The organism is Sphingobacterium sp. Ag1 (genome assembly GCF_000988325.1).
In the GTDB taxonomy this organism is placed as follows: domain Bacteria; phylum Bacteroidota; class Bacteroidia; order Sphingobacteriales; family Sphingobacteriaceae; genus Sphingobacterium.
In genome coordinates this window covers 76,322-95,206 of the sequence record NZ_LBGU01000032.1, presented here as the reverse complement: position 1 = coordinate 95,206, position 18,885 = coordinate 76,322, and the positions used below count along the sequence as shown (strand labels likewise).

At 40.9% G+C, this 18,885-nt stretch carries 16 protein-coding genes; 6 read left to right on the top strand and 10 right to left on the bottom strand.

The window, feature by feature from the left end:
• Nucleotides 1-756 (bottom strand): tRNA pseudouridine(38-40) synthase TruA, encoded by a 756-nt coding sequence (gene truA / locus AAW12_RS08125; RefSeq protein ID WP_046673112.1) that lies wholly within the window; start codon nucleotides 754-756, stop codon nucleotides 1-3.
• Between the two features lie 329 nt (nucleotides 757-1,085).
• Nucleotides 1,086-2,387, bottom strand: coding sequence for a UDP-N-acetylmuramoyl-tripeptide--D-alanyl-D-alanine ligase (locus tag AAW12_RS08120; protein ID WP_046673111.1), 1,302 nt, complete (start codon nucleotides 2,385-2,387; stop codon nucleotides 1,086-1,088).
• A gap of 384 nt (nucleotides 2,388-2,771) precedes the next feature.
• Between AAW12_RS08120 and uxaC the strand changes: the two genes are divergently transcribed.
• The 5 genes from uxaC to AAW12_RS08095 all read left to right on the top strand — a co-directional run bounded on the left by uxaC (nucleotide 2,772) and on the right by AAW12_RS08095 (nucleotide 9,096).
• A complete protein-coding gene (uxaC, locus tag AAW12_RS08115) occupies nucleotides 2,772-4,172 on the top strand; it encodes a glucuronate isomerase (RefSeq protein ID WP_046673110.1) in 1,401 nt (466 codons plus the stop codon).
• A gap of 9 nt (nucleotides 4,173-4,181) precedes the next feature.
• Nucleotides 4,182-5,207: a sugar kinase gene (locus tag AAW12_RS08110; RefSeq protein ID WP_231585230.1), complete on the top strand. Its 1,026-nt coding sequence runs from the start codon at nucleotides 4,182-4,184 to the stop codon at nucleotides 5,205-5,207.
• On the top strand, nucleotides 5,204-5,848 hold the full coding sequence (locus AAW12_RS08105; RefSeq protein WP_046673108.1) for a ketohydroxyglutarate aldolase: 645 nt from the start codon (nucleotides 5,204-5,206) through the stop codon (nucleotides 5,846-5,848). The genes AAW12_RS08110 and AAW12_RS08105 overlap by 4 nt, the downstream gene beginning before the upstream one ends.
• Nucleotides 5,849-5,962: 114 nt before the next feature.
• On the top strand, nucleotides 5,963-7,405 hold the full coding sequence (locus AAW12_RS08100; RefSeq protein ID WP_410528172.1) for an MFS transporter: 1,443 nt from the start codon (nucleotides 5,963-5,965) through the stop codon (nucleotides 7,403-7,405).
• A 71-nt stretch (nucleotides 7,406-7,476) separates the two neighbouring features.
• Nucleotides 7,477-9,096 carry an NADP-dependent glyceraldehyde-3-phosphate dehydrogenase gene (locus AAW12_RS08095; protein WP_046673107.1) on the top strand — a complete coding sequence of 540 codons (1,620 nt, stop codon included), beginning with the start codon at nucleotides 7,477-7,479 and terminating at the stop codon, nucleotides 9,094-9,096.
• Between the two features lie 85 nt (nucleotides 9,097-9,181).
• Here AAW12_RS08095 and AAW12_RS08090 read toward each other — a convergent pair whose 3' ends face one another.
• The 3 genes from AAW12_RS08090 to AAW12_RS08080 form a co-directional block, all read right to left on the bottom strand.
• A complete protein-coding gene (locus AAW12_RS08090) occupies nucleotides 9,182-11,590 on the bottom strand; it encodes a TonB-dependent receptor domain-containing protein (RefSeq protein WP_046673106.1) in 2,409 nt (802 codons plus the stop codon).
• Between the two features lie 135 nt (nucleotides 11,591-11,725).
• Nucleotides 11,726-13,396, bottom strand: a complete 1,671-nt coding sequence (locus AAW12_RS08085) for a PspC domain-containing protein (protein WP_046673105.1) — start codon at nucleotides 13,394-13,396, stop codon at nucleotides 11,726-11,728.
• The gene (locus tag AAW12_RS08080; RefSeq protein ID WP_046673104.1) at nucleotides 13,389-13,760 is read right to left on the bottom strand and encodes a PadR family transcriptional regulator; all 372 of its coding nucleotides are present in this window, start codon (nucleotides 13,758-13,760) and stop codon (nucleotides 13,389-13,391) included. The genes AAW12_RS08085 and AAW12_RS08080 overlap by 8 nt, the downstream gene beginning before the upstream one ends.
• Nucleotides 13,761-13,914: 154 nt before the next feature.
• Between AAW12_RS08080 and AAW12_RS08075 the strand changes: the two genes are divergently transcribed.
• On the top strand, nucleotides 13,915-14,301 hold the full coding sequence (locus tag AAW12_RS08075; RefSeq protein ID WP_084823112.1) for a VanZ family protein: 387 nt from the start codon (nucleotides 13,915-13,917) through the stop codon (nucleotides 14,299-14,301).
• A gap of 130 nt (nucleotides 14,302-14,431) precedes the next feature.
• On the opposite strand, the gene AAW12_RS08070 is transcribed toward AAW12_RS08075, so the two are convergent.
• The 5 genes from AAW12_RS08070 to AAW12_RS08050 all read right to left on the bottom strand — a co-directional run bounded on the left by AAW12_RS08070 (nucleotide 14,432) and on the right by AAW12_RS08050 (nucleotide 18,843).
• Nucleotides 14,432-15,130: a ComF family protein gene (locus AAW12_RS08070; protein WP_046673103.1), complete on the bottom strand. Its 699-nt coding sequence runs from the start codon at nucleotides 15,128-15,130 to the stop codon at nucleotides 14,432-14,434.
• A gap of 40 nt (nucleotides 15,131-15,170) precedes the next feature.
• Complete coding sequence (gene rlmN / locus AAW12_RS08065; protein ID WP_156167580.1) at nucleotides 15,171-16,241, bottom strand: 23S rRNA (adenine(2503)-C(2))-methyltransferase RlmN; 1,071 nt, start codon at nucleotides 16,239-16,241, stop codon at nucleotides 15,171-15,173.
• Between the two features lie 104 nt (nucleotides 16,242-16,345).
• A complete protein-coding gene (locus tag AAW12_RS08060) occupies nucleotides 16,346-16,927 on the bottom strand; it encodes a tRNA-(ms[2]io[6]A)-hydroxylase (RefSeq protein ID WP_046673102.1) in 582 nt (193 codons plus the stop codon).
• Between the two features lie 71 nt (nucleotides 16,928-16,998).
• Nucleotides 16,999-18,039 (bottom strand): Atu2307/SP_0267 family LLM class monooxygenase, encoded by a 1,041-nt coding sequence (locus AAW12_RS08055; RefSeq protein ID WP_046673101.1) that lies wholly within the window; start codon nucleotides 18,037-18,039, stop codon nucleotides 16,999-17,001.
• Between the two features lie 171 nt (nucleotides 18,040-18,210).
• Nucleotides 18,211-18,843 carry an AcvB/VirJ family lysyl-phosphatidylglycerol hydrolase gene (locus AAW12_RS08050; protein ID WP_053003580.1) on the bottom strand — a complete coding sequence of 211 codons (633 nt, stop codon included), beginning with the start codon at nucleotides 18,841-18,843 and terminating at the stop codon, nucleotides 18,211-18,213.
• Between the last annotated feature and the right edge of the window lie 42 nt (nucleotides 18,844-18,885).

Here is an 18,885-nt window from a genome sequence, read left to right as displayed (position 1 = left end):
CTATAAATAAGGGTAGGCTACTTCTGTTAAATACAGGCCATGTGCCGGTACTGAAACTCCTGCCTTTCCTCGGTTTTTGCTTTGAATAACCTCCTGCATAAATGAAACAGGTTTGCCTTTTATCCCTATTTCCAACGATGTCCCCACAATAGCGCGTACCATATTGCGCAAAAACCGATCAGCGGTAATATGAAAAACCAAATGTTGTTCGGTATGCCATACCCACTCGGCTCTACGAATATCGCAAATATTTGTAAACACCTGCGTATGAGACTTACTAAAGCATTCAAAATCCTGCCTGCCCAATAAAAATTTTGCAGCTTCATTCATCTTTTCTACATCCGGAAGATCGCGCATAAAACATGAATAAGGATAGATGAAAGGATCTTTATGAAAATGAAGATGGTATTCATAGGATCGTTGTGTCGCATCGAAGCGAGCGTGCGCTTCAGGCCCCACTTCGATCAAACGCTTAACGGCCACATCAAAGGGCAATAAGGCATTGAGCGAATGAATAAAACGATCCGCATTTTGTAGAATACCCACAGGTGCTGCATCGAAATGCGCATACAATTGCTTGGCATGAACACCCGTATCTGTACGGCCAGCTCCAGTTGTTTCAACAGGTTCTCGCAACAGGGTTTCAAGCGCTTTATTTAGCACTTCCTGCACGGAAATTGCATTGTTCTGAATTTGCCAACCATGATAAGCCTGTCCAAAATAGGCTATTTCTAAAAAAAAACGTCTTTTATCCATTATATGAAACAAAGGTACGTTTTTCCAAATGAGCATCATTTCTTCGCGGACCGAATTTACTCATTTTCCTCATTATTTAATCCTTACATGACAAAACTAGTTATTTTGCACTTCTTTTTGCTCGAATCCACTTGGCCGGTAATTCGGTATCAGCGGCACCAAAGCCACAGCAAACTCCTACTATCTTCGCCATGCGACCACGGTAAGTCCACAGTGAGTCCACGTTGAGTCCACCTTTTTAAGTACATTCAATGCGGAAGTACCATGGTGACACTATGGTTGCAGCCCGAACTTGTCCCCTAATTGTCCATAACACAAGGCTAAAAAGGCTATAGTAGATCGACCAGATTTTCAAAAGCCATGCCGCGTGATGCTTTCAATAAAACCGTGGCATCAGTTATCGGATTTTCGCTGATTGCTTGTTTCGCTTCGGCAGTAGTTTCATAAAACTCTCCGCTCTCATACCGATGGGCAAAAAATTCTTTTCCTACAAAAACCTTACGATCTGCAGGAATGGATCTTACATTCTCGACAATTTTTTTATGTTCTTCAAAGGATTCTGCTCCCAATTCAAACATATCACCCAATACAATAGCCTTCTTATCCGCTTCAATAATCCGGATATTGTCCAGCGCAGCGGCCATACTAGTTGCATTTGCATTATAATAGTCGCAGATTAGGATATTATGCGCAGTTTTCATAATCTGGGAGCGATTGTTCGTAGGTGTATACCCTTCAATACCCCGATTGATCGACGCAGAAGAAACGCCAAAATGCAAACCCACAGCAATAGCTGCAAGGAAGTTTTCGGTATTATAAGATCCGGTTAACTGGGTATCGACAACATAAGATTCGGTCGCACCCTTCTTGTGCCATTCAATTTGCAAGAGGGGATTTGCCCTAAGAAGCTTTCCAATCACATCATTACCTTCAGAAAAGCCATAGGTGACGATGTTGGCTATCTTGCGGGCGGAAGCCATCTCTTTGAGATGTGGGTTATCTGCCTGCAAAAATAATACCCCTTGATGGTCCTGCAACCAATCGTACAGTTCGCCTTTGGTTTTCTTTACGCCTTCAAAGGATCCAAAACCTTCGAGATGGGCCTTACCAACGTTAGAAATCAAACCATGTGTCGGTTCGGCAATCCCACATAGGAAAGCAATCTCTTCCAAATGATTTGCCCCCATTTCGATGATGGCGAGCTCAATTGAATCATCTATGGCCAATAATGTCAATGGGACGCCGATGTGATTATTCAAATTTCCTTTGGTCGCATAGGTCTTGTATTTCTGCGACACAACAGCATTCAAAAGCTCTTTGGTCGTCGTTTTTCCATTGGTTCCCGTCACCCCAATAACTGGAATATGCAATTGCTGTCTATGGTAATTTGCCAGTTGCTGTAATGTTTTTAAAACATCATCAACAAGAATATACGCTTCTCCTTTTCGGTAGGTCTCGTCATCAATAACAACATATTTAGCACCCATTTCAAGTGCTTTCTCGGCGAAAGTATTCCCATTGAAATTGGCCCCTTTTAAAGCGAAAAATAGACTATCTTTTTCAATTTTACGTGTATCTGTTGTAATATTCGGATACTGTTTATAAATCTGATAGAGTGACTGGATATCCATGTTGAGCAATTTGTTGAACAAACTTAGAGAAATTGCTTTTTATATGCAATACAATTACGCTTTAGCAGCTCATATTATTCGCGACTTTTTCAAAATTTCAAGCAATCAGCGATAGCGAAAATTCGCTCAGAAAACGTAGAAAATGCGGCATAATCCGATTGCCTTAAACCCCACCGATAACGTTTGCGCATTTATTTTCGTGAATTTCCTTTAAGGATGACTTGAATATTGGTATTTTCATTGACCATTTAAACAGTTTGGGAAATTCAGGCGACCGTATTTTCATCCCCTTTTGCATTTTTTATGTCCGATTACTTCAGCAATAAAAAGGTCGACAGACAAAAGAAGGTAGAAAACAGATAAACCTGCAAATCAATACATTGTATGAAAACTTTTTTAGACGACAACTTTTTATTGAACACAAAAGCAGCTGAAGAGCTGTACCACAATTATTCAAAACATCTGCCGATTATTGATTACCATAATCATCTAATCCCAGAACAGATTGCAAATAACGTCAAGTTTGATAATATAAGTCAGGTTTGGTTACATGGTGATCATTACAAATGGCGGGCCATGCGTGCCAACGGTGTCAACGAACATTATGTTACCGGAGACGCTTCAGATGAAGAAAAATTCATCAAATGGGCCGAAACTGTTCCTTATACCTTACGAAATCCATTACACCATTGGACACACCTTGAATTACAACGTTATTTTGGCATAACTGATCTATTATCTCCAAAAACTGCGGCCAAGATCTATGCAGATACCAGTGCTTTGCTGCAACAAGATAGTCATTCGGTACGCGGACTACTCAAGATGATGCATGTTGAAGTCGTTTGCACAACAGACGACCCGATCGATAGCCTGGAATTTCATCAGCATTTTGCGAAAGAGCGTGAATCATTTAAAATGCTTCCGGCATTTCGTCCTGACAAAGCAATGAATTGCGATGACCTGCCTGCATTGAACCAATACATCGACAAGCTTGAAGCAGTCAGCAATATCCAGATAAGCAGTTTAAGCGACTACCTCAACGCCTTGAAAGCAAGGCACGACTTCTTTGCCGCCAACGGTTGTAAAGTCTCAGATCATGGTTTGGAACACATCTATGCTGAAGATTATACCGAAACTGAAATCGCATTCATCTTTGATAAAATTCGTGCAGGCAAAGAAATAACTTTTGAAGAGAACCTGAAGTTTAAATCGGCCATGTTGGTCTATTTTGCAGAATGGGATCATGAGAAAGGCTGGGTGCAACAATACCACTTGGGCGCTTTACGTAACAATAACTCCCGCATGCACCGATTGATCGGTCCAGATACCGGCTGGGATTCTATTGGGGATTTTAGTCAGGGACGTACATTATCAAAGTTTTTGAATAAATTAGACAACCAAGATAAGCTAACCAAGACAATTATCTATAATCTCAATCCAGCCGACAATGAACTTATTGCGACAATGGTTGGGAATTTCAATGATGGTTCTATCAAAGGAAAAATTCAGTTTGGCTCAGCTTGGTGGTTTTTGGACCAAAAAGACGGCATGACAAAACAGATTAATACCTTGTCGAATATGGGTTTGTTAAGTCGTCTTGTAGGCATGTTGACCGATTCCAGAAGTTTTCTTTCTTTTCCAAGACATGAATACTTTAGAAGATTGGTCTGTGACATCTTTGGACAGGACATCGAAAAAGGAGAAATACCAAATGATATCGAATGGGTCGGGAAAATCATACAGGATATCAGCTACAATAACGCAAAAGAATATTTTGAATTTTAATGAATGAACATGCAGGGTAAAGTTTTAAGCTTTGGGGAATTGCTGTTGCGGATCTGCCCGGATATTGAAGAAAACTGGATTGAACAGCATCAATTGCCTTTTTACGTTGGAGGAGCAGAATTAAACGTCGCTACAGCTTTGGCCCTATGGGGCCTGCCATCATCTTATTTATCTGCAATACCGCAAAATGCCATTTGTGAAGGTATAGACTCCTATTTGAACCGTAGAAACATCGATACATCGGCGATGCAATGGGGCGGAGAGCGCTTGGGTATATACTATCTTCCAAAAGGCAAAGATCTTAAAAATGCGGGGGTTATCTACGATCGTGCCAATTCATCTTTTGCAAGCCTCAAAGTTGGCAGTATTGATTGGGATAAAGCCTTGAAGGATGTAAAATGGTTTCACTTTTCGGCAATTTGCCCTGCAATCAGTCAAGAGATTGCAGACCTCTGTCTTGAAGCGGTGCAAAAAGCACAGGAAAAAGGAATTTTTGTATCCCTAGACCTGAACTACCGATCAAAGCTCTGGAAATATGGTAAAACGCCGAAAGAGGTGATGCCTCCGATTGCCAGGTATTGCAATTTAATTATGGGCAATATTTGGGCTGCACACCAGATGCTCGGAACTTCACTAGACGAACAATTCTTAGCAAGCTCTTCAGGATACAGCGAAGAAGAATTACAAGCCCAAGCAGACCGGACCAGCCGGGAAATTGTTGCTTCAAACCCCAAATGCCAGTATGTAGCCAATACCTTTCGTTTTGACCACCATACCAAAGGGATAAAGTACTATACCACATTATTTGATAAAGACCGTCTCATCAAATCTACAACCTATATCGCGGAAGAGATTTTGGATAAAGTAGGAAGTGGCGACTGCTTTATGGCTGGTCTGATTTATGGATTGTATTCCAACCTCTCCCCGGAGGAGACCTTGAAATTTGCAACAAGCGCGGCATTCGATAAACTATTTATCGCCAGCGATGCAACAACAAGTACAGTGGACGATATAAAAAAGAGAATGATAGCATGAATTTAAAAGAGATTGTATTAAATAAAATTATCGAACAAGGAACACTTCCTTTATTCTTCCATCATGATCAGGAAGAAAGTATCGATATTCTACGAACTTTATACCGAGCGGGTGTACGCGTTTTTGAATTTACAAATCGTGGTCCCGAAGCTTTGGCTGTTTTTGAGCAGCTTGTTGCAACAAGAAACCTCGAGATGCCAGACCTCTACCTGGGGATCGGCACCATCAAATCGGTGGACGATGCACAACAGTTTCTCCAGGTTGGAGCGGATTTTATCGTTGCACCCTTAGTGAATCCTTTGGTTGGTTCGCTCGTACATGAGCACCATAAGTTGTGGATTCCGGGCTGCATGACACCGACAGAAATCTACACGGCTCAGCAGCAACAGGCCGCATTGATAAAATTATTCCCTGCAAATATTTTGGGACCAGCATTTATGTCATCTATTCGGGATCTTTTTAAAGGTCAGAACTTTATACCAACGGGGGGTGTAGACATCGAAATAGAAAATCTAAAAGCATGGTTCAGGTCAGGTGTATGCGCAGTAGGGATGGGCAGTAAACTGATTGATCCAAAGGACACCAGCAATTTATTCGAAAATACACAAAAAGCACTTGATCTTGTCTCAAAAGCACGTTAAAACAATAATCGATGCTGTATGCCTTCCAATAACATCGTTAAAGGATGGCATACAGCATTAATTATTGGTCATTTGAAACGATAGGTTCAAGAAAAATAAACAATTAAACCCATTATGATTAATACAGAGAAAAAGGGTAGTTACCGCTGGGTAATCTGTGCCCTCCTATTTTTTGCAACCACAATTAATTACTTGGATCGCCAGGTATTATCCTTAACCTGGAAAGATTTTATCAGTCCCGAATTCCACTGGACCAATACGGACTATGGGAACATTACCGCTTTATTTTCTATTTTTTACGCCATCAGCATGCTTTTCGCCGGACGTTTTGTCGATTGGATGGATACAAAAAAAGGTTTTCTATGGGCGATTGCTGTTTGGTCCATTGGTGCCATATTACATGCTTTTTGTGGTATTGCAACCTCAGGAATTGTCGCTGGCGAGTGGTTTGTTGGATTTGAAGGCGCAAAAGAAGCCATTTCTCATGTGAACAATGTCGGTTTAATCATCAGCGTTAGTGTAAACTTATTTATTTTCGCCCGGTTTGTATTGGCTGTCGGTGAAGCTGGAAATTTCCCAGCTGCCATTAAAGCGACCGCAGAGTATTTTCCAAAGAAAGATCGTGCTTTAGCGACGAGTATCTTCAATTCTGGAGCGACCATTGGCGCCCTAGCAGCACCGCTGATGATACCAGTTATCGCCGCACATTGGGGTTGGGAGATGTCTTTCATCATTATAGGAGCCCTTGGATTTGTCTGGATGGGTTTCTGGATCTTTCTTTATAAAAAACCGCACGAAAATCCGAAAGTAAATGCGGCAGAATTGGCTTATATTCACCAAGATGATCATGAACACCAAACAGAACAGACTGGAGCACCAAAACAGCCTAAAACCACCATCGGGGAATGCCTCAAGTACAAGCAAACCTGGGCTTTTGTCTTCGGAAAATTCATGACCGACGGTGTCTGGTGGTTCTTCTTATTCTGGATGCCAGCTTATCTATCGGCTGTTTACGACATAAAGTCTTCCGATACAGAAGGGCAATTGGCCATATTTGTTTTATATGCGATCACGATGCTGTCTATTTATGGCGGCTGGTTGCCGACGTATTTTGTGGAGAAAAAGGGAATGAATGCCTATGAAGGCCGAATGAAGGCCATGTTGCTGTTTGCTTTCGTCCCATTGGTCGTACTCTTTGCACAACCCTTAGGGCATATTTCCTATTGGATTCCTGTTATTTTAATTGGTTTTGCAGGTGCGGCACATCAGTCTTGGTCGGCCAATATATTTTCTACGATTGGCGATTCTTTTCCAAAACGTGCTATTGCCACTGTTACAGGAATAGGTGGGCTTGCGGGTGGCGTTGGAGCCTTTATTATCAATAAAACTTCGGGCTGGCTATTCGACTATGCGAAAGAGACTCAACTGGTTTTTATGGGTTTTAAGGGGGAAGAAGCGGGCTATTTTATTATTTTTTCTTTCTGTTCCATCGCCTATTTGATTGCATGGATTGTAATGAAAACGCTAGTCCCTAAACTTATTTTAATAAAAAATTAACAAATATTGTAAAATTTACAGTATATTAGCGATATCTTTATAAATATCAATCTAAACCATTTTTAAAAACAATGAGCTTAAACTTAGAAGGTATCTTCTACGAGGAGAAAGACATTCCCGCAGAATTTACACTGGACGAACAGGTCGATCAAAGAGAGTTCCTTTCCAATGGAGAAATGATTTCTTGGACGGGTCAAGTAAACGAGGTATTTTCACCAATCTGTGTAAAGACCAAGGATGGCTTGAAACGTAAGCGCATCGGTAGTTTCCCTGTTTGTACTGAAAAAGAGTCCATGGAAGCCTTGGAAGCTGCTGTAAAAGCATACGACAACGGCCGTGGAGAGTGGCCGACAATGAGCGTTGCCGATCGTATTACCTGTGTTGAAAATTTCACGCAAAAGATGATTGCCAAGAAGGACATTGTTGTCAAGCTTATTATGTGGGAAATTGGCAAATCCTATGCTGACTCTGTTAAGGAGTTTGACCGCACGGTGGAGTATATATACGCAACGATCGACGCATTGAAAGATATCGACCGCGATTCTTCCCGCTTTCAGATCGAACAAGGTATCATTGCCCAAATCAGAAGATCTCCACTAGGAGTCGTTTTATGTATGGGGCCATTCAACTACCCGCTGAATGAAACGTTTACAACGTTGATCCCGGCATTGATCATGGGAAATACCATGTTGTTCAAACCACCTAAACACGGTACTTTACTACACTACCCTTTATTAGAAGCTTTTAGAACAAGTTTCCCCAAAGGCGTAGTCAATACAATTTATGGTCGTGGCAACAAGATTGTTCCAAGTCTGATGCAATCCGGAAAGATCAATGTGTTGACCTTGATCGGTTCAAGCCGTGTTGCTGACGAACTGAAGAAATTACATCCTAAAGTTAACCGTCTCCGCGCAATTCTTGGTCTGGACGCTAAAAATGCAGCGATCATCACCAAGGATGCCGATTTAAATCTTGCTGTTTCTGAAACCGTACTGGGTTCGCTTTCATTCAATGGCCAACGCTGTACCGCACTTAAAATTATCTATGTACACCGCAGCCTGGCACAGGAATTCTTAAAACGTCTTTCTGCGGAAGTTGCTAAACTAAAATATGGTATGCCCTGGGAAAAAGGCGTGTCTTTGACACCTCTTCCAGAGGTTAACAAACCAGCTTATCTGACTGAATGTATTGAAGATGCAAAAGCTTACGGTGCAAAGGTGATTAACGAAAATGGCGGACAGGTAGCCGAATCTTTCTTCTACCCAGCGATTGTTTATCCGGTCAATTCTCAAATGAAACTTTACAGGGAGGAACAATTTGGTCCAGTTATCCCTGTTGTGCCATTTGACGATCTTGAAGAACCTATTGAGTACCTTATTGGCTCTTCACATGGACAGCAGGTCAGTATCTTTAGTAACAATGCTGCAGTTGTGTCGTCTTTAATCGATCCTTTGGTCAATCAGGTAAGTCGTGTCAATATCAATTGTCAATGTCAACGTGGTCCAGATACCTTCCCTTTCACCGGAAGAAAGGACAGCGCTGAGGGAACATTATCGGTTGTGGATGCCCTACGTTCATTCTCGATACGATCGCTGGTCGCGGCAAAGTTCACCGAAGAAAACAAGAAATTGCTGAATGACATCGTTAGTGAAAATGAATCGAACTTTTTAAGTACCAAATACATTTTCTAATAGCATTGTCTATAAAAAAAAGCGACACCGCGGGATGATTTTAGATCATCTCGCGGTGTCGCTTTTTTTTAGAAAATTCAAGGGCCTATTGCGCTCTTTCTTTCTCCTCATTACTTGTATCTTTCTTACGATAGTTGTTTTTTAAATTTCCGAATTTATACGAATAGGTCAATCGAACCACACGACGATCTTGGTATTGCCTGATACTGGAGTCAAAGTCGCCGAAATTGGTTTTCAGGTTCTGATTCCCTGTATTAAACAAGTCGCTCACCGCCAGCTTCAACGAACTACGTTGATCTTTAAATGTCTTTGTTGCCCCAACCTCCATATCCCAACGGGCCTTCATATCGTATACATTATAGTTGAACGGAGAGAAATACCTCAAATTGACATTAGCCGACAGACTTTTCGCCAATTTTAAATTGTGCATTGATGTAGCTTGCAAAAGAAAGGAGGTCCTTTTCAGCGGATGACCACTTACCATGCCATCAAAGTTAAAATGGATGCCTGTAATATTGTTATTCATGCTCCAAATCTTGGATACCGTAACTGGGATGTTCAGATTCAGATACGCCGTCAGATTTTTACCTAAATTTTCACGTATAACCCAGGTCTGTTTCAGCACCGAATCTTGCCCCATGCTCTCTACAATCGCATCCCGCACATCGTTAATACCCAATGTCACATTATAACGTTGCATCAAGGTATAGTTTAGGGTGAATTCATTGGAAAATTGCGGATTCAGGTAAGGATTACCACGTTCAAAGGTTAGTTTATCAATGAAATAATCAAAAGGATTCAACTGTCGATAATTAGGACGGGTGATTTTCCTTGCGTAACCTAAAGAAAGGATATGATTCTCATGGAATGTATATGTCAGATTTGCATTCGGAAAAAGTTTAAAGTAATTCCGTTTCACTTGCTTATTTAAGGTCAACGAGTTCCCGTCAGAAAATGTATATTCTCCCCTCGCGCCGACCTTCAGGCCCCATTTCCCTATGGTATTGTTATAGTCTATGTATCCAGCGGCGATCTGCTCCTTATACACAAAATGATTCGTACGCTTTTCATTATTAATCCAGGAATTGTTCAAAAAGTCTTCAAAGGTTAAGTCGTTATCCGACGTAACGTTGGAATATTTAGCCCCCATCTCAAGCTTGGAAACCTTCGATAGCGGTTGTTCATAATCCAGTTTGGCGACATAGATATCAATTCCGATGGGCATTCTACTGCGTTGGATTTCCTCGGGGGTAATCGCATCCATCTGACCATCAAAATATTGGTTATTATAACCTACGCGTTTGCTGCTTTTGAATTTACTCCAATCCAGGTCAAGGGTAAGTTTTCTGCCATTCGAATCAATTCTAAACTCATTATTTAAATTAGCGGAGTAACGATCAAATAACTCTTTGAACTGTGATGTCGAAATCAAAAGCGAATCCAATGTTGTGAAAGACTTTCCTACATTGGTCTTACTATCGTTATCATTGTATTCGATATTATTCGATCCATTAAACTGAACGGTTAACGTATTTCTGGCCGATGTCCTCTGCTCAACACCAAAGCGATAGGAATGGTTCTTTTCCTTTTCATCCAATATCGACCTTTGGTTAAAATAGGTCTTTTCACCTTTATTCTGAATAACACGATCAAGCAGGAGCTTCCGATGGCTTTTTTCATCCGAATACGCATACGACCCAAATACTGTCGTATTATTCTTCTTATAGTTCAGGGATAAGGAGCTATTCCCTCTGAATTTTTCTCCCCTCCCTGCCGTCACGTTAAAGGTTCCGTTAAAACCTTCCATCCGATTTTTTTTGAGTACAATATTAATTGTTCCCACTGCCCCCTCAGCGTCATCTTTTGCTGCACGAGTAGTAATCACTTCGACGGACTTAATCTGATTGCCATCCGTACTCTTCAAAAAATTCACCAACTGTTCACCCGACATATAGGTTTGCCGACCATCGATGGTCACAGAAACACCAGATTGACCCATCAGCTGTAGATTGTTATTGTTATCTAAACTCACTCCAGGAGCCCGCTGTACAATATCCAAGGCATTATTCCCTGCGGCTAAGGGAGAGTTTTCCACATTTAAAACCAGTTTACCAGGCTTGCTTTCAACCATCGGCCGCTTACCCTCTACGGCGACCTCCTGCAATTTTCGTGTGTCCGCGTTCAGTAGGATCGTTGGCACCTTGTAATCTGACGTACTGATATCAAAAGCGTTGCCCTTATTGGCGGTATACCCAACCATTTTCGCTTCGACATAATAACTTCCAGCTTGTACATCCGAGAATTGGTATTCTCCATTTTCATCGGTAACAACGGCTTTCAAAATAACAGCCGTCTTTGCTTTCATCAGATAAGCAGTTGCAGAAGCCAAAGGCGCATTATTTTCCGCCTGTACTTTGCCGGTAACTTTCACTTGTGGATAGGCAAAGGAAACAATCAAAAAATTTAGGAGTAAGAGGTAAAAATATCTTTTCATTCGTTTATCAAAAAGTGTAATAGCATTTACTTGATTGTTTTAAGTCGGCTTATCACACGAGGTTTAGTATTAATTTTCGATTGGTTACAGCTTCAATATTTGTCTTCCGCCTAGGGGCGGAAGACTTGCTTTATATTATTTCTTTTTTGTCTCTATGGTAACACCATCTTTTTTGACATTGATAATGGTATCCCGACGGATGACAATAGAAGTATCATTTGCGACTACTCCATTACCCTCCGCATCTGCTTCTTCAGTTTCATCAGACTTTTTGGGGGGCAGAGCACATTTCAAGCCGAGTGAGGTGACCACAAACTCGACGTCTTTTACATCCCTTAGATCTTCGCTATACCGATCACGACATTCGTAAAATGAAATATCCCTTAATTTATCTTCCAAATTATCATTGATGATCAATTTGGTGCCTACCGGGAGAAACAAGGTAACATTCACTTCCTGATCCCGATAACGCTCGCCTTCATTCAACTGGAACGCATTGTCAAATATCAATGACGTACTATCCTGTCTCAAGGCATAATTAATTTTACCAGCTCTGTCCGTTGCTACTTTATACGTACTTCCTTTAGCCGAATACTCATAGCGTACATAAGGTTCCTGTAGGGAGTCTAAACGTTCAACTCGAATACGAATATTACGTCTCAGGTAAGTAGAAAGGTTTTCGCTTTTGATACCCAAACCGCTTTTTACACCATTTTTCAAGCGGATTACCCGAATATCATTTTCGTTTAAATAATAAACAGCCTGTTTTTGCAGCGGTTTCTCTTCAACAATTGTACTGGATTCTTTAAACTCCTTTGCTACCGATGTAGCGTAGTAGATAATAGCGCCTATCGATGCCAACCAGACTAAAAACAAGGTAGTTGTCAAATAATTGTTCATTGGTTTTTTATCGAAGAGTACTCGGAGAAGCAAATAAAACAATCCGGCAAAAGGGATAAAAATGGCCAAGAAACCCGCAATCAAGGCAAAAGGTACATCGCTTGGATCCATGAGGTAAAAAGGACCCGAATCGTCCATGACGTCAGGAATTACGTTCACAATAGCCAAAGCAAAGAAAATTAGCCCAATGATCAAACCAATGAGTGTCAACCCGACGATAATAACAAAAAATACACCGATAACTTTTACAACAACCTGCAGCAACTTAGCAACACTATCGCCTGTACGGTCTATTCCCCTCGAAAACGAATCCTTTACGCCACTCATTTCTTCATCGAAAGAACGTTTGAAATTCTGAATGTTCGGTGCTTCACCACGCATTTCCATTTTATCTGCACGGGTTACAGCGAGCGGCATTACGATCCATAGGATAACATAGACCAACACACCCGATCCGCCGATCACAACAAATAACGCAAAGAGTAGTCGTACCCATTTTGCCTCAATACCAAAAAAATGGCCCAGTCCGCTACATACTCCACTGAAAACTTTGTCATCGGGATCGCGCATCAGCTTCTTTCCTACTTTAAAGCCATCTGCATTTGGCTGGCGCTGAAAAGACGCATAACCATCCTGATCCTCAGACTCAAAATCGCTTACGCTCCCCATCTGCTCAATGACAGCATTCACATCATCCATATTCAGAACTTCTTTGCTCCCCGCCTGAATCTTTTCGGTAAACATTTCAGAAATACGATTTTCGATATCTTCTAAAATCTCCTTACTATCTTCCGATTGTCCAAAGTGCTTCTTTATATCAATCATGTAGGAGCGAAGCACCTCATAAGCATCTTCTTCAATATGGAAGACGATACTATTTATGTTGATAATTATTGTCTTATTCATCGTTATTATCTTTAACTGGTTTAGTTGAATCATTGTTTCTACCCACCAATGACGTGTTTACAGCAAACACGAGCTCATTCCAGGTAACATCTAGTCTTGAAAGGACTTCTAACCCTTCTTGGGTGATTTCATAATATTTTCTAGGCGGACCTGAAGTTGACTCCTTCCATATATAGCTTAACAGGCCATTATTTTTTAGACGTGTTAAAAGCGGATATAAGGTTCCTTCCACAACCAATAATTGAGCTTTCTTCAGTTCGCTGATAATATCGGAGGCATAAATTTCTCCTCGAGAAATTATGGATAGGATACAATATTCAAGTATCCCCTTCCTCATTTGGATTTGTGTATTTTCAGCTATCATAACAATACAAAGATATATGTATTTTATGGTACCATGCAATACATAGTACCATATAAAACAAAACAATATAACTAAACAACTGATTTACAGATAAATAATTTTTAAATAAATAATATTTTTATTTCTATCAGGAAATTTTTGGATATTTATCGCCATGATTAAAATCTTATTAGACTATAAGTGGTGTTTTATTTGGGCCATAATAGTTATTATTTTATGCACCCTCCCGGGCAATAATTTTGATGCAGTTCCCGCCTATCCAGGTATGGATAAATTAGTCCATTGTGGGATGTTCTTTGTTTTCTGTACGCTGCTATACAATGGTGTAATCCAGCAATTCCATGGTAAACCGACCCGTTGGATTCCAATCTTTGTCGTTTCTATCCTTGGTTTTTTATTTGCAGGACTGACAGAATTACTCCAACTCTATATTTTTACGTATCGCAGTGGTGATTGGTGGGATTTATTTGCAGACAGCATCGGAATCGGCATGGCAGGATTTGCCTATCTGCTAAACTATGTGAACCGACGTCGCAAATAACGTGTTGAATTCGTTTTGACCTGGTCATTACTATTGAAGGCATGGCCTGCTCGTAATAGTGGTTCCCGTAATTATTGAATTCGCTTTATCCGGACGGAGAAGGGTATAAGTTATGGGATAGACTTGCAAACTAGGCCCTTGCCAAAGTAGCAACAGATATCCGGCAATCAACTGCATCTAAGAGTGTTAATGCGGCTGAAACAACCGTTGCTCCCGTGGTCAATACATCGTCAACCACAAGGATGTGTACATTAGCCGGCAACATAGTGGGCTTGTAATCGAAAATATCACTTACATTGTCGTACCGGTCGAGCCGCCCCTTACCCGTTTGGCTCATTGTCGCTTTCTTCCTGACCAAAATATCTTCACGCAAAGGGATTCCCATTGCTCTGGACAACCCTCTTCCGAAGTAAGTGGATTGGTTGTAGCCTCTTTTTCGGAGTTTGCTACGGTGCAAGGGAACAGGAACAATACAATTGATATCCTGATAGGCCTTTATTTTGATTAATTTTAAGCCGTATAGATAACCAAAATATTCAGCAAGAAAAGGTTGGTTGTTGTATTTGATCTGATAAATGAGGCGCTCTACGCGACTATCCTTTTGCAATAATAAGAAAGAACAGGCCTCTTCCACCGGAGCCTTCCCCCAGAGCTGTCTTGCGGTATCATTATCCGAATATTCGTGAAAGTTAGTATAGGGCAAATGGAAATCGCATTCTGTACAGACAAACTTTTCCTGATATTTTAGCACACAGCCGCAACAGCCACATTCCCTTGGAAAAAATATGGCTATAAAATCGCTAAAAACCTTATTTAATTCGGATTTCATCTGGTTAATTCCCTATTAAAGATAGGAACTATCCTTCAGATTATGCTTCGGATTCCTCTTTTTCCTTATCCTTGATAGCTAATTGTCCGCAGGCTGCATCAATATCTTTGCCACGGCTCCGTCTGACATTCGTGATGATACCTTGGCTTTTTAAATAATTTGCAAATACCTCGATTTTATCTGCTTCAGCATTCAGGAAATCGGCCAGTGCGATAGGGTTGTATTCAATCAGGTTGACCTTACAAGGAACGTGTTTACAGAACTTGGCCAGTTCTTTTGCATCCTCCAACTCATCATTGAAATTGTTAAAGACAATATATTCAAATGTAATGGGGTTCTTTGTTTTCGCATAAAAATATTTGAGGGCTTCGGCCAGTGCCTTTAGTGAGTTCTGCTCATTGATCGGCATAATTTCATTCCGCTTTTTATCATTTGCAGCATGTAAAGAAAGCGCTAAATTGAAACGTACCTGATCATCACCGAGTTTCTTAATCATTTTTGCAATACCGGCAGTAGAAACGGTAATCCGCTTGGCAGCCATGTTCAATCCATCTGGGGCAGTAATGCGCTCAACCGATTTCATCATATTGGCATAATTCAACAAGGGCTCGCCCATTCCCATATAAACAATATTTGTCAGTGGCTGTCCATAATTTTCTTCGGCCTGCTTGCTGATAAGAACGACTTGATCGTAGATCTCATCGGCATTGAGGTTACGTTTACGATCCATATAACCCGTTGCACAGAATTTACAGGTCAAGCTACAACCAACTTGTGAACTAACACAGGCTGTCATACGCTCCGGAGCTGGTATTAATACCCCTTCAATGATGTTGTTGTCATACAGCCAAAAACTACTTTTAATTGTTTTATCGGAGCTGATCTGAGATTCTTTGACTGTAACTGCATTGATCGTAAAATTCGCTTTCAGCTTCTCACGAAGGGGCTTACTCAAATTACTCATCTGATCAAAATCTACGCAAGATTTCGCCCAAATCCATTCATAAATCTGCTTCGCACGAAAGCCCTGCTCCCCCAACGCGGTAAGTTGATCTTTGATCTGATCCAAAGACAAACTCCTGATATCTATTATTTTACTTTTTTCAATCACGGTACAAAGATAAGAATAAATAAGTGACAAAAAATCCCGTTCTAAGAAATAGAACGGGACAACTGTTATGTATGTGTTTTAAAATAGGTAGGAGCGAGGTTCAATTAGCCATGAATGGCTTCTTTACTTCCGTACGACTGAATTAGCTTCCCTTCAAATTCCAACCACTCCTTCCAACGCTTTTCTACGTCGACGTCTACGGAATATTTGCGTGCAAAATTTAAAAATGTGGTATAATGATTTGCCTCAGATACCATTAAATCATAGTAAAACTTCGCAAGATCTTTATCTTGAATATTTTGTGAAAGCACTCTAAAACGTTCGCAGCTACGGGCTTCGATCATCGCTGCAAACAATAAACGGTCAATAAAAGCCATATTTCTACTGCCGTCTTTTTTAGAGAATTTCATCAATTGACCGACATAATCATCTTTTCGTTCACGCCCCAAGGTATAGCCACGTTCTTTGATGATATCAATAACCATCTTAAAATGTTCCATTTCTTCGATAGCAATTGCTGTCAGCTCATGCACTAAATCTTCGTGTTCTGAGTTGTTGGTAATTAAGGATATGGCATTCGAAGCAGCCTTTTGTTCACACCAGGCATGATCTGTCAAAATTTCCTCCAAATTTCCTTCTGCGATGTTTGCCCATCGCGGATCTGTCAACAACTTTAATCCAAGCATCTTACTCTCTAAAATGATTTACGTCACAAAGGTAACGAATATCTCAGCGTTAAAAAAATGATAATCGCTCTTTAGGCATCTTTATGAAGAGCCTTTCGAATTTCAGGTGCTATTTTCTCACCAAAAATCTCTATAGAACGCAGCATTTCTTTATGCCCAGGTGCCCCCACATCCATATGTGCAGAGAAACGTGTCAATCCAAATTTTTCCTGTATTTGCAATATTTTATCCACGGCATAAGCAGCATCCCCAACAATGAGGTGCCCTCTCGAAGACCTTCCGAAGTCATATTGAGTCCGTTGATATGGCGGCCATCCACGACTTGCACCGATACGATCCATCTGGGCCGAATAAATCGGATAGTAATAATCTGCTACCTGAGCGCTGTTGTCGCCAAAGAACGCATGCATATGTACCCCAACCTGAAAGTTAGCCATATCGTGTCCATTATCTTCATAAGCCTGACGATACATTTCAAATAAATGATCGAAGCTTTCATACATCCCGCCGATGATGGCGAACATGACCGGTAAACCCAGCTTTCCGGCACGGATAACAGAAGATGTTGTACCACCTACGGCAACCCAAATCGGCAATGATCCATTTTTAGGCCGAGGAAAGACCTCTTGATTAATTAACGGCGCTCTAAAATTTCCACGCCAAGTTATCGGATTTTGCTTGTTCAATCGAAGCAAAAGCTCTAGTTTTTCCTCAAACAACTCGGAATAATCTTTTAGATCATAACCAAATAAAGGGAAGGATTCAATGAAGGATCCTCTTCCAGCCATCAGCTCAGCACGTCCATCGGATAAAAGATCGACAGCCGCAAAATCCTGAAATAATTTAACCGGATCGGCAGAACTTAATACCGAAACTGCACTGCCCAATTTAATATTTTTGGTAACGGTAGAAGCCGCCGCCAAGATAATTTCGGGTGCTGCAACCGCATAATCTGCACGGTGATGCTCCCCTATTCCAAAGAAATCCAATCCTACTTGATCCATAAGCTTGATCTCTTCAATAATTTCTTTCATTCTATCTTGTGCTGCCTGGATTTGACCTGTAACAGGATCTATCCTCGAGTCGCCAAACATTCCTATTCCTAATTCCATTTTTATCTATTTTATAAGTCATTCAAAAGTAACACCTTCTTTCCCTGAATTATTTGATCTAGGATAAGAAAATGATACCGCAACATACCCTGGATCACAAAAAAATAAAGAGCTGTCTATTTGGTCGCTTACTTGATCTGACCATCAACAAAGTTATACTAGGCTCCTCGGCTAAAAGAGTGCAACAGTATTCTTCGCGACCTGGTCTGCATTGCCACTAAAATGATGCCCGCCGGACAGGTATTTCTTTGTGAAATTCTTAAGTGTTATCTTCTGTATCGGGAAATCAGCTTCATCATCACCAAGAATAACGCCCGTTTTGACTGCACCCATTCGATTGATTTCCGCGATCACGTCCAGACTCCGTTTTGTATTACTCCGACCCAAAATATCCGCTATATGAATCTCCAAATCTGTTGACACAGATGGTTCCAGCAGGACAACACTCTTGAGGTTCTTCTTAATGACGGGATCCAGGCGATTAATAATAAAAGGAACCGCGTCTGCGCCAAATGAATACCCCACTACAAAAAGATGCATATTTTGCCGTGCTAAGAGTACGTTTTTCAGCGTATTCGAAACATCGGCAGCAATCTCACTCGGGCTTTTCTTCTTCCAGAAATAGGTTTTCGAATCGATCGCTGCCACAGTATATCCTACTCCAGCAATCAGCTCACAAAGCTTGTTAGAGAATGAATTAAATCCACCATCGCCACTCAGGTAGAGCACTAACGGTAAAGTAGCTTTATTGTTCCAATATTTCATGTCAATCAAACGTTGTTGTGCAAACGCATGAAACGCCATGCTAGCAATTATAAATAAAGTGGCTATTTTTTTCATTTTTAC

Excerpts from the sequence above, each read along its gene's own strand:
- AAW12_RS08085 (WP_046673105.1), bottom strand. The coding sequence starts at position 13,396 with ATGAATAAGACAATAATTATCAACATAAATAGTATCGTCTTCCATATT.
- AAW12_RS08120 (WP_046673111.1), bottom strand. The coding sequence starts at position 2,387 with ATGGATATCCAGTCACTCTATCAGATTTATAAACAGTATCCGAATATT.
- AAW12_RS08060 (WP_046673102.1), bottom strand. The coding sequence starts at position 16,927 with ATGCTTGGATTAAAGTTGTTGACAGATCCGCGATGGGCAAACATCGCA.
- AAW12_RS08080 (WP_046673104.1), bottom strand. The coding sequence starts at position 13,760 with ATGATAGCTGAAAATACACAAATCCAAATGAGGAAGGGGATACTTGAA.
- AAW12_RS08055 (WP_046673101.1), bottom strand. The coding sequence starts at position 18,039 with ATGGAATTAGGAATAGGAATGTTTGGCGACTCGAGGATAGATCCTGTT.
- truA (WP_046673112.1), bottom strand. The coding sequence starts at position 756 with ATGGATAAAAGACGTTTTTTTTTAGAAATAGCCTATTTTGGACAGGCT.
- AAW12_RS08095 (WP_046673107.1), top strand. The coding sequence starts at position 7,477 with ATGAGCTTAAACTTAGAAGGTATCTTCTACGAGGAGAAAGACATTCCC.
- AAW12_RS08105 (WP_046673108.1), top strand. The coding sequence starts at position 5,204 with ATGAATTTAAAAGAGATTGTATTAAATAAAATTATCGAACAAGGAACA.
- AAW12_RS08075 (WP_084823112.1), top strand. The coding sequence starts at position 13,915 with ATGATTAAAATCTTATTAGACTATAAGTGGTGTTTTATTTGGGCCATA.
- AAW12_RS08100 (WP_410528172.1), top strand. The coding sequence starts at position 5,963 with ATGATTAATACAGAGAAAAAGGGTAGTTACCGCTGGGTAATCTGTGCC.
- AAW12_RS08090 (WP_046673106.1), bottom strand. The coding sequence starts at position 11,590 with ATGAAAAGATATTTTTACCTCTTACTCCTAAATTTTTTGATTGTTTCC.
- uxaC (WP_046673110.1), top strand. The coding sequence starts at position 2,772 with ATGAAAACTTTTTTAGACGACAACTTTTTATTGAACACAAAAGCAGCT.
- AAW12_RS08050 (WP_053003580.1), bottom strand. The coding sequence starts at position 18,843 with ATGGCGTTTCATGCGTTTGCACAACAACGTTTGATTGACATGAAATAT.
- AAW12_RS08070 (WP_046673103.1), bottom strand. The coding sequence starts at position 15,130 with ATGAAATCCGAATTAAATAAGGTTTTTAGCGATTTTATAGCCATATTT.
- AAW12_RS08110 (WP_231585230.1), top strand. The coding sequence starts at position 4,182 with ATGCAGGGTAAAGTTTTAAGCTTTGGGGAATTGCTGTTGCGGATCTGC.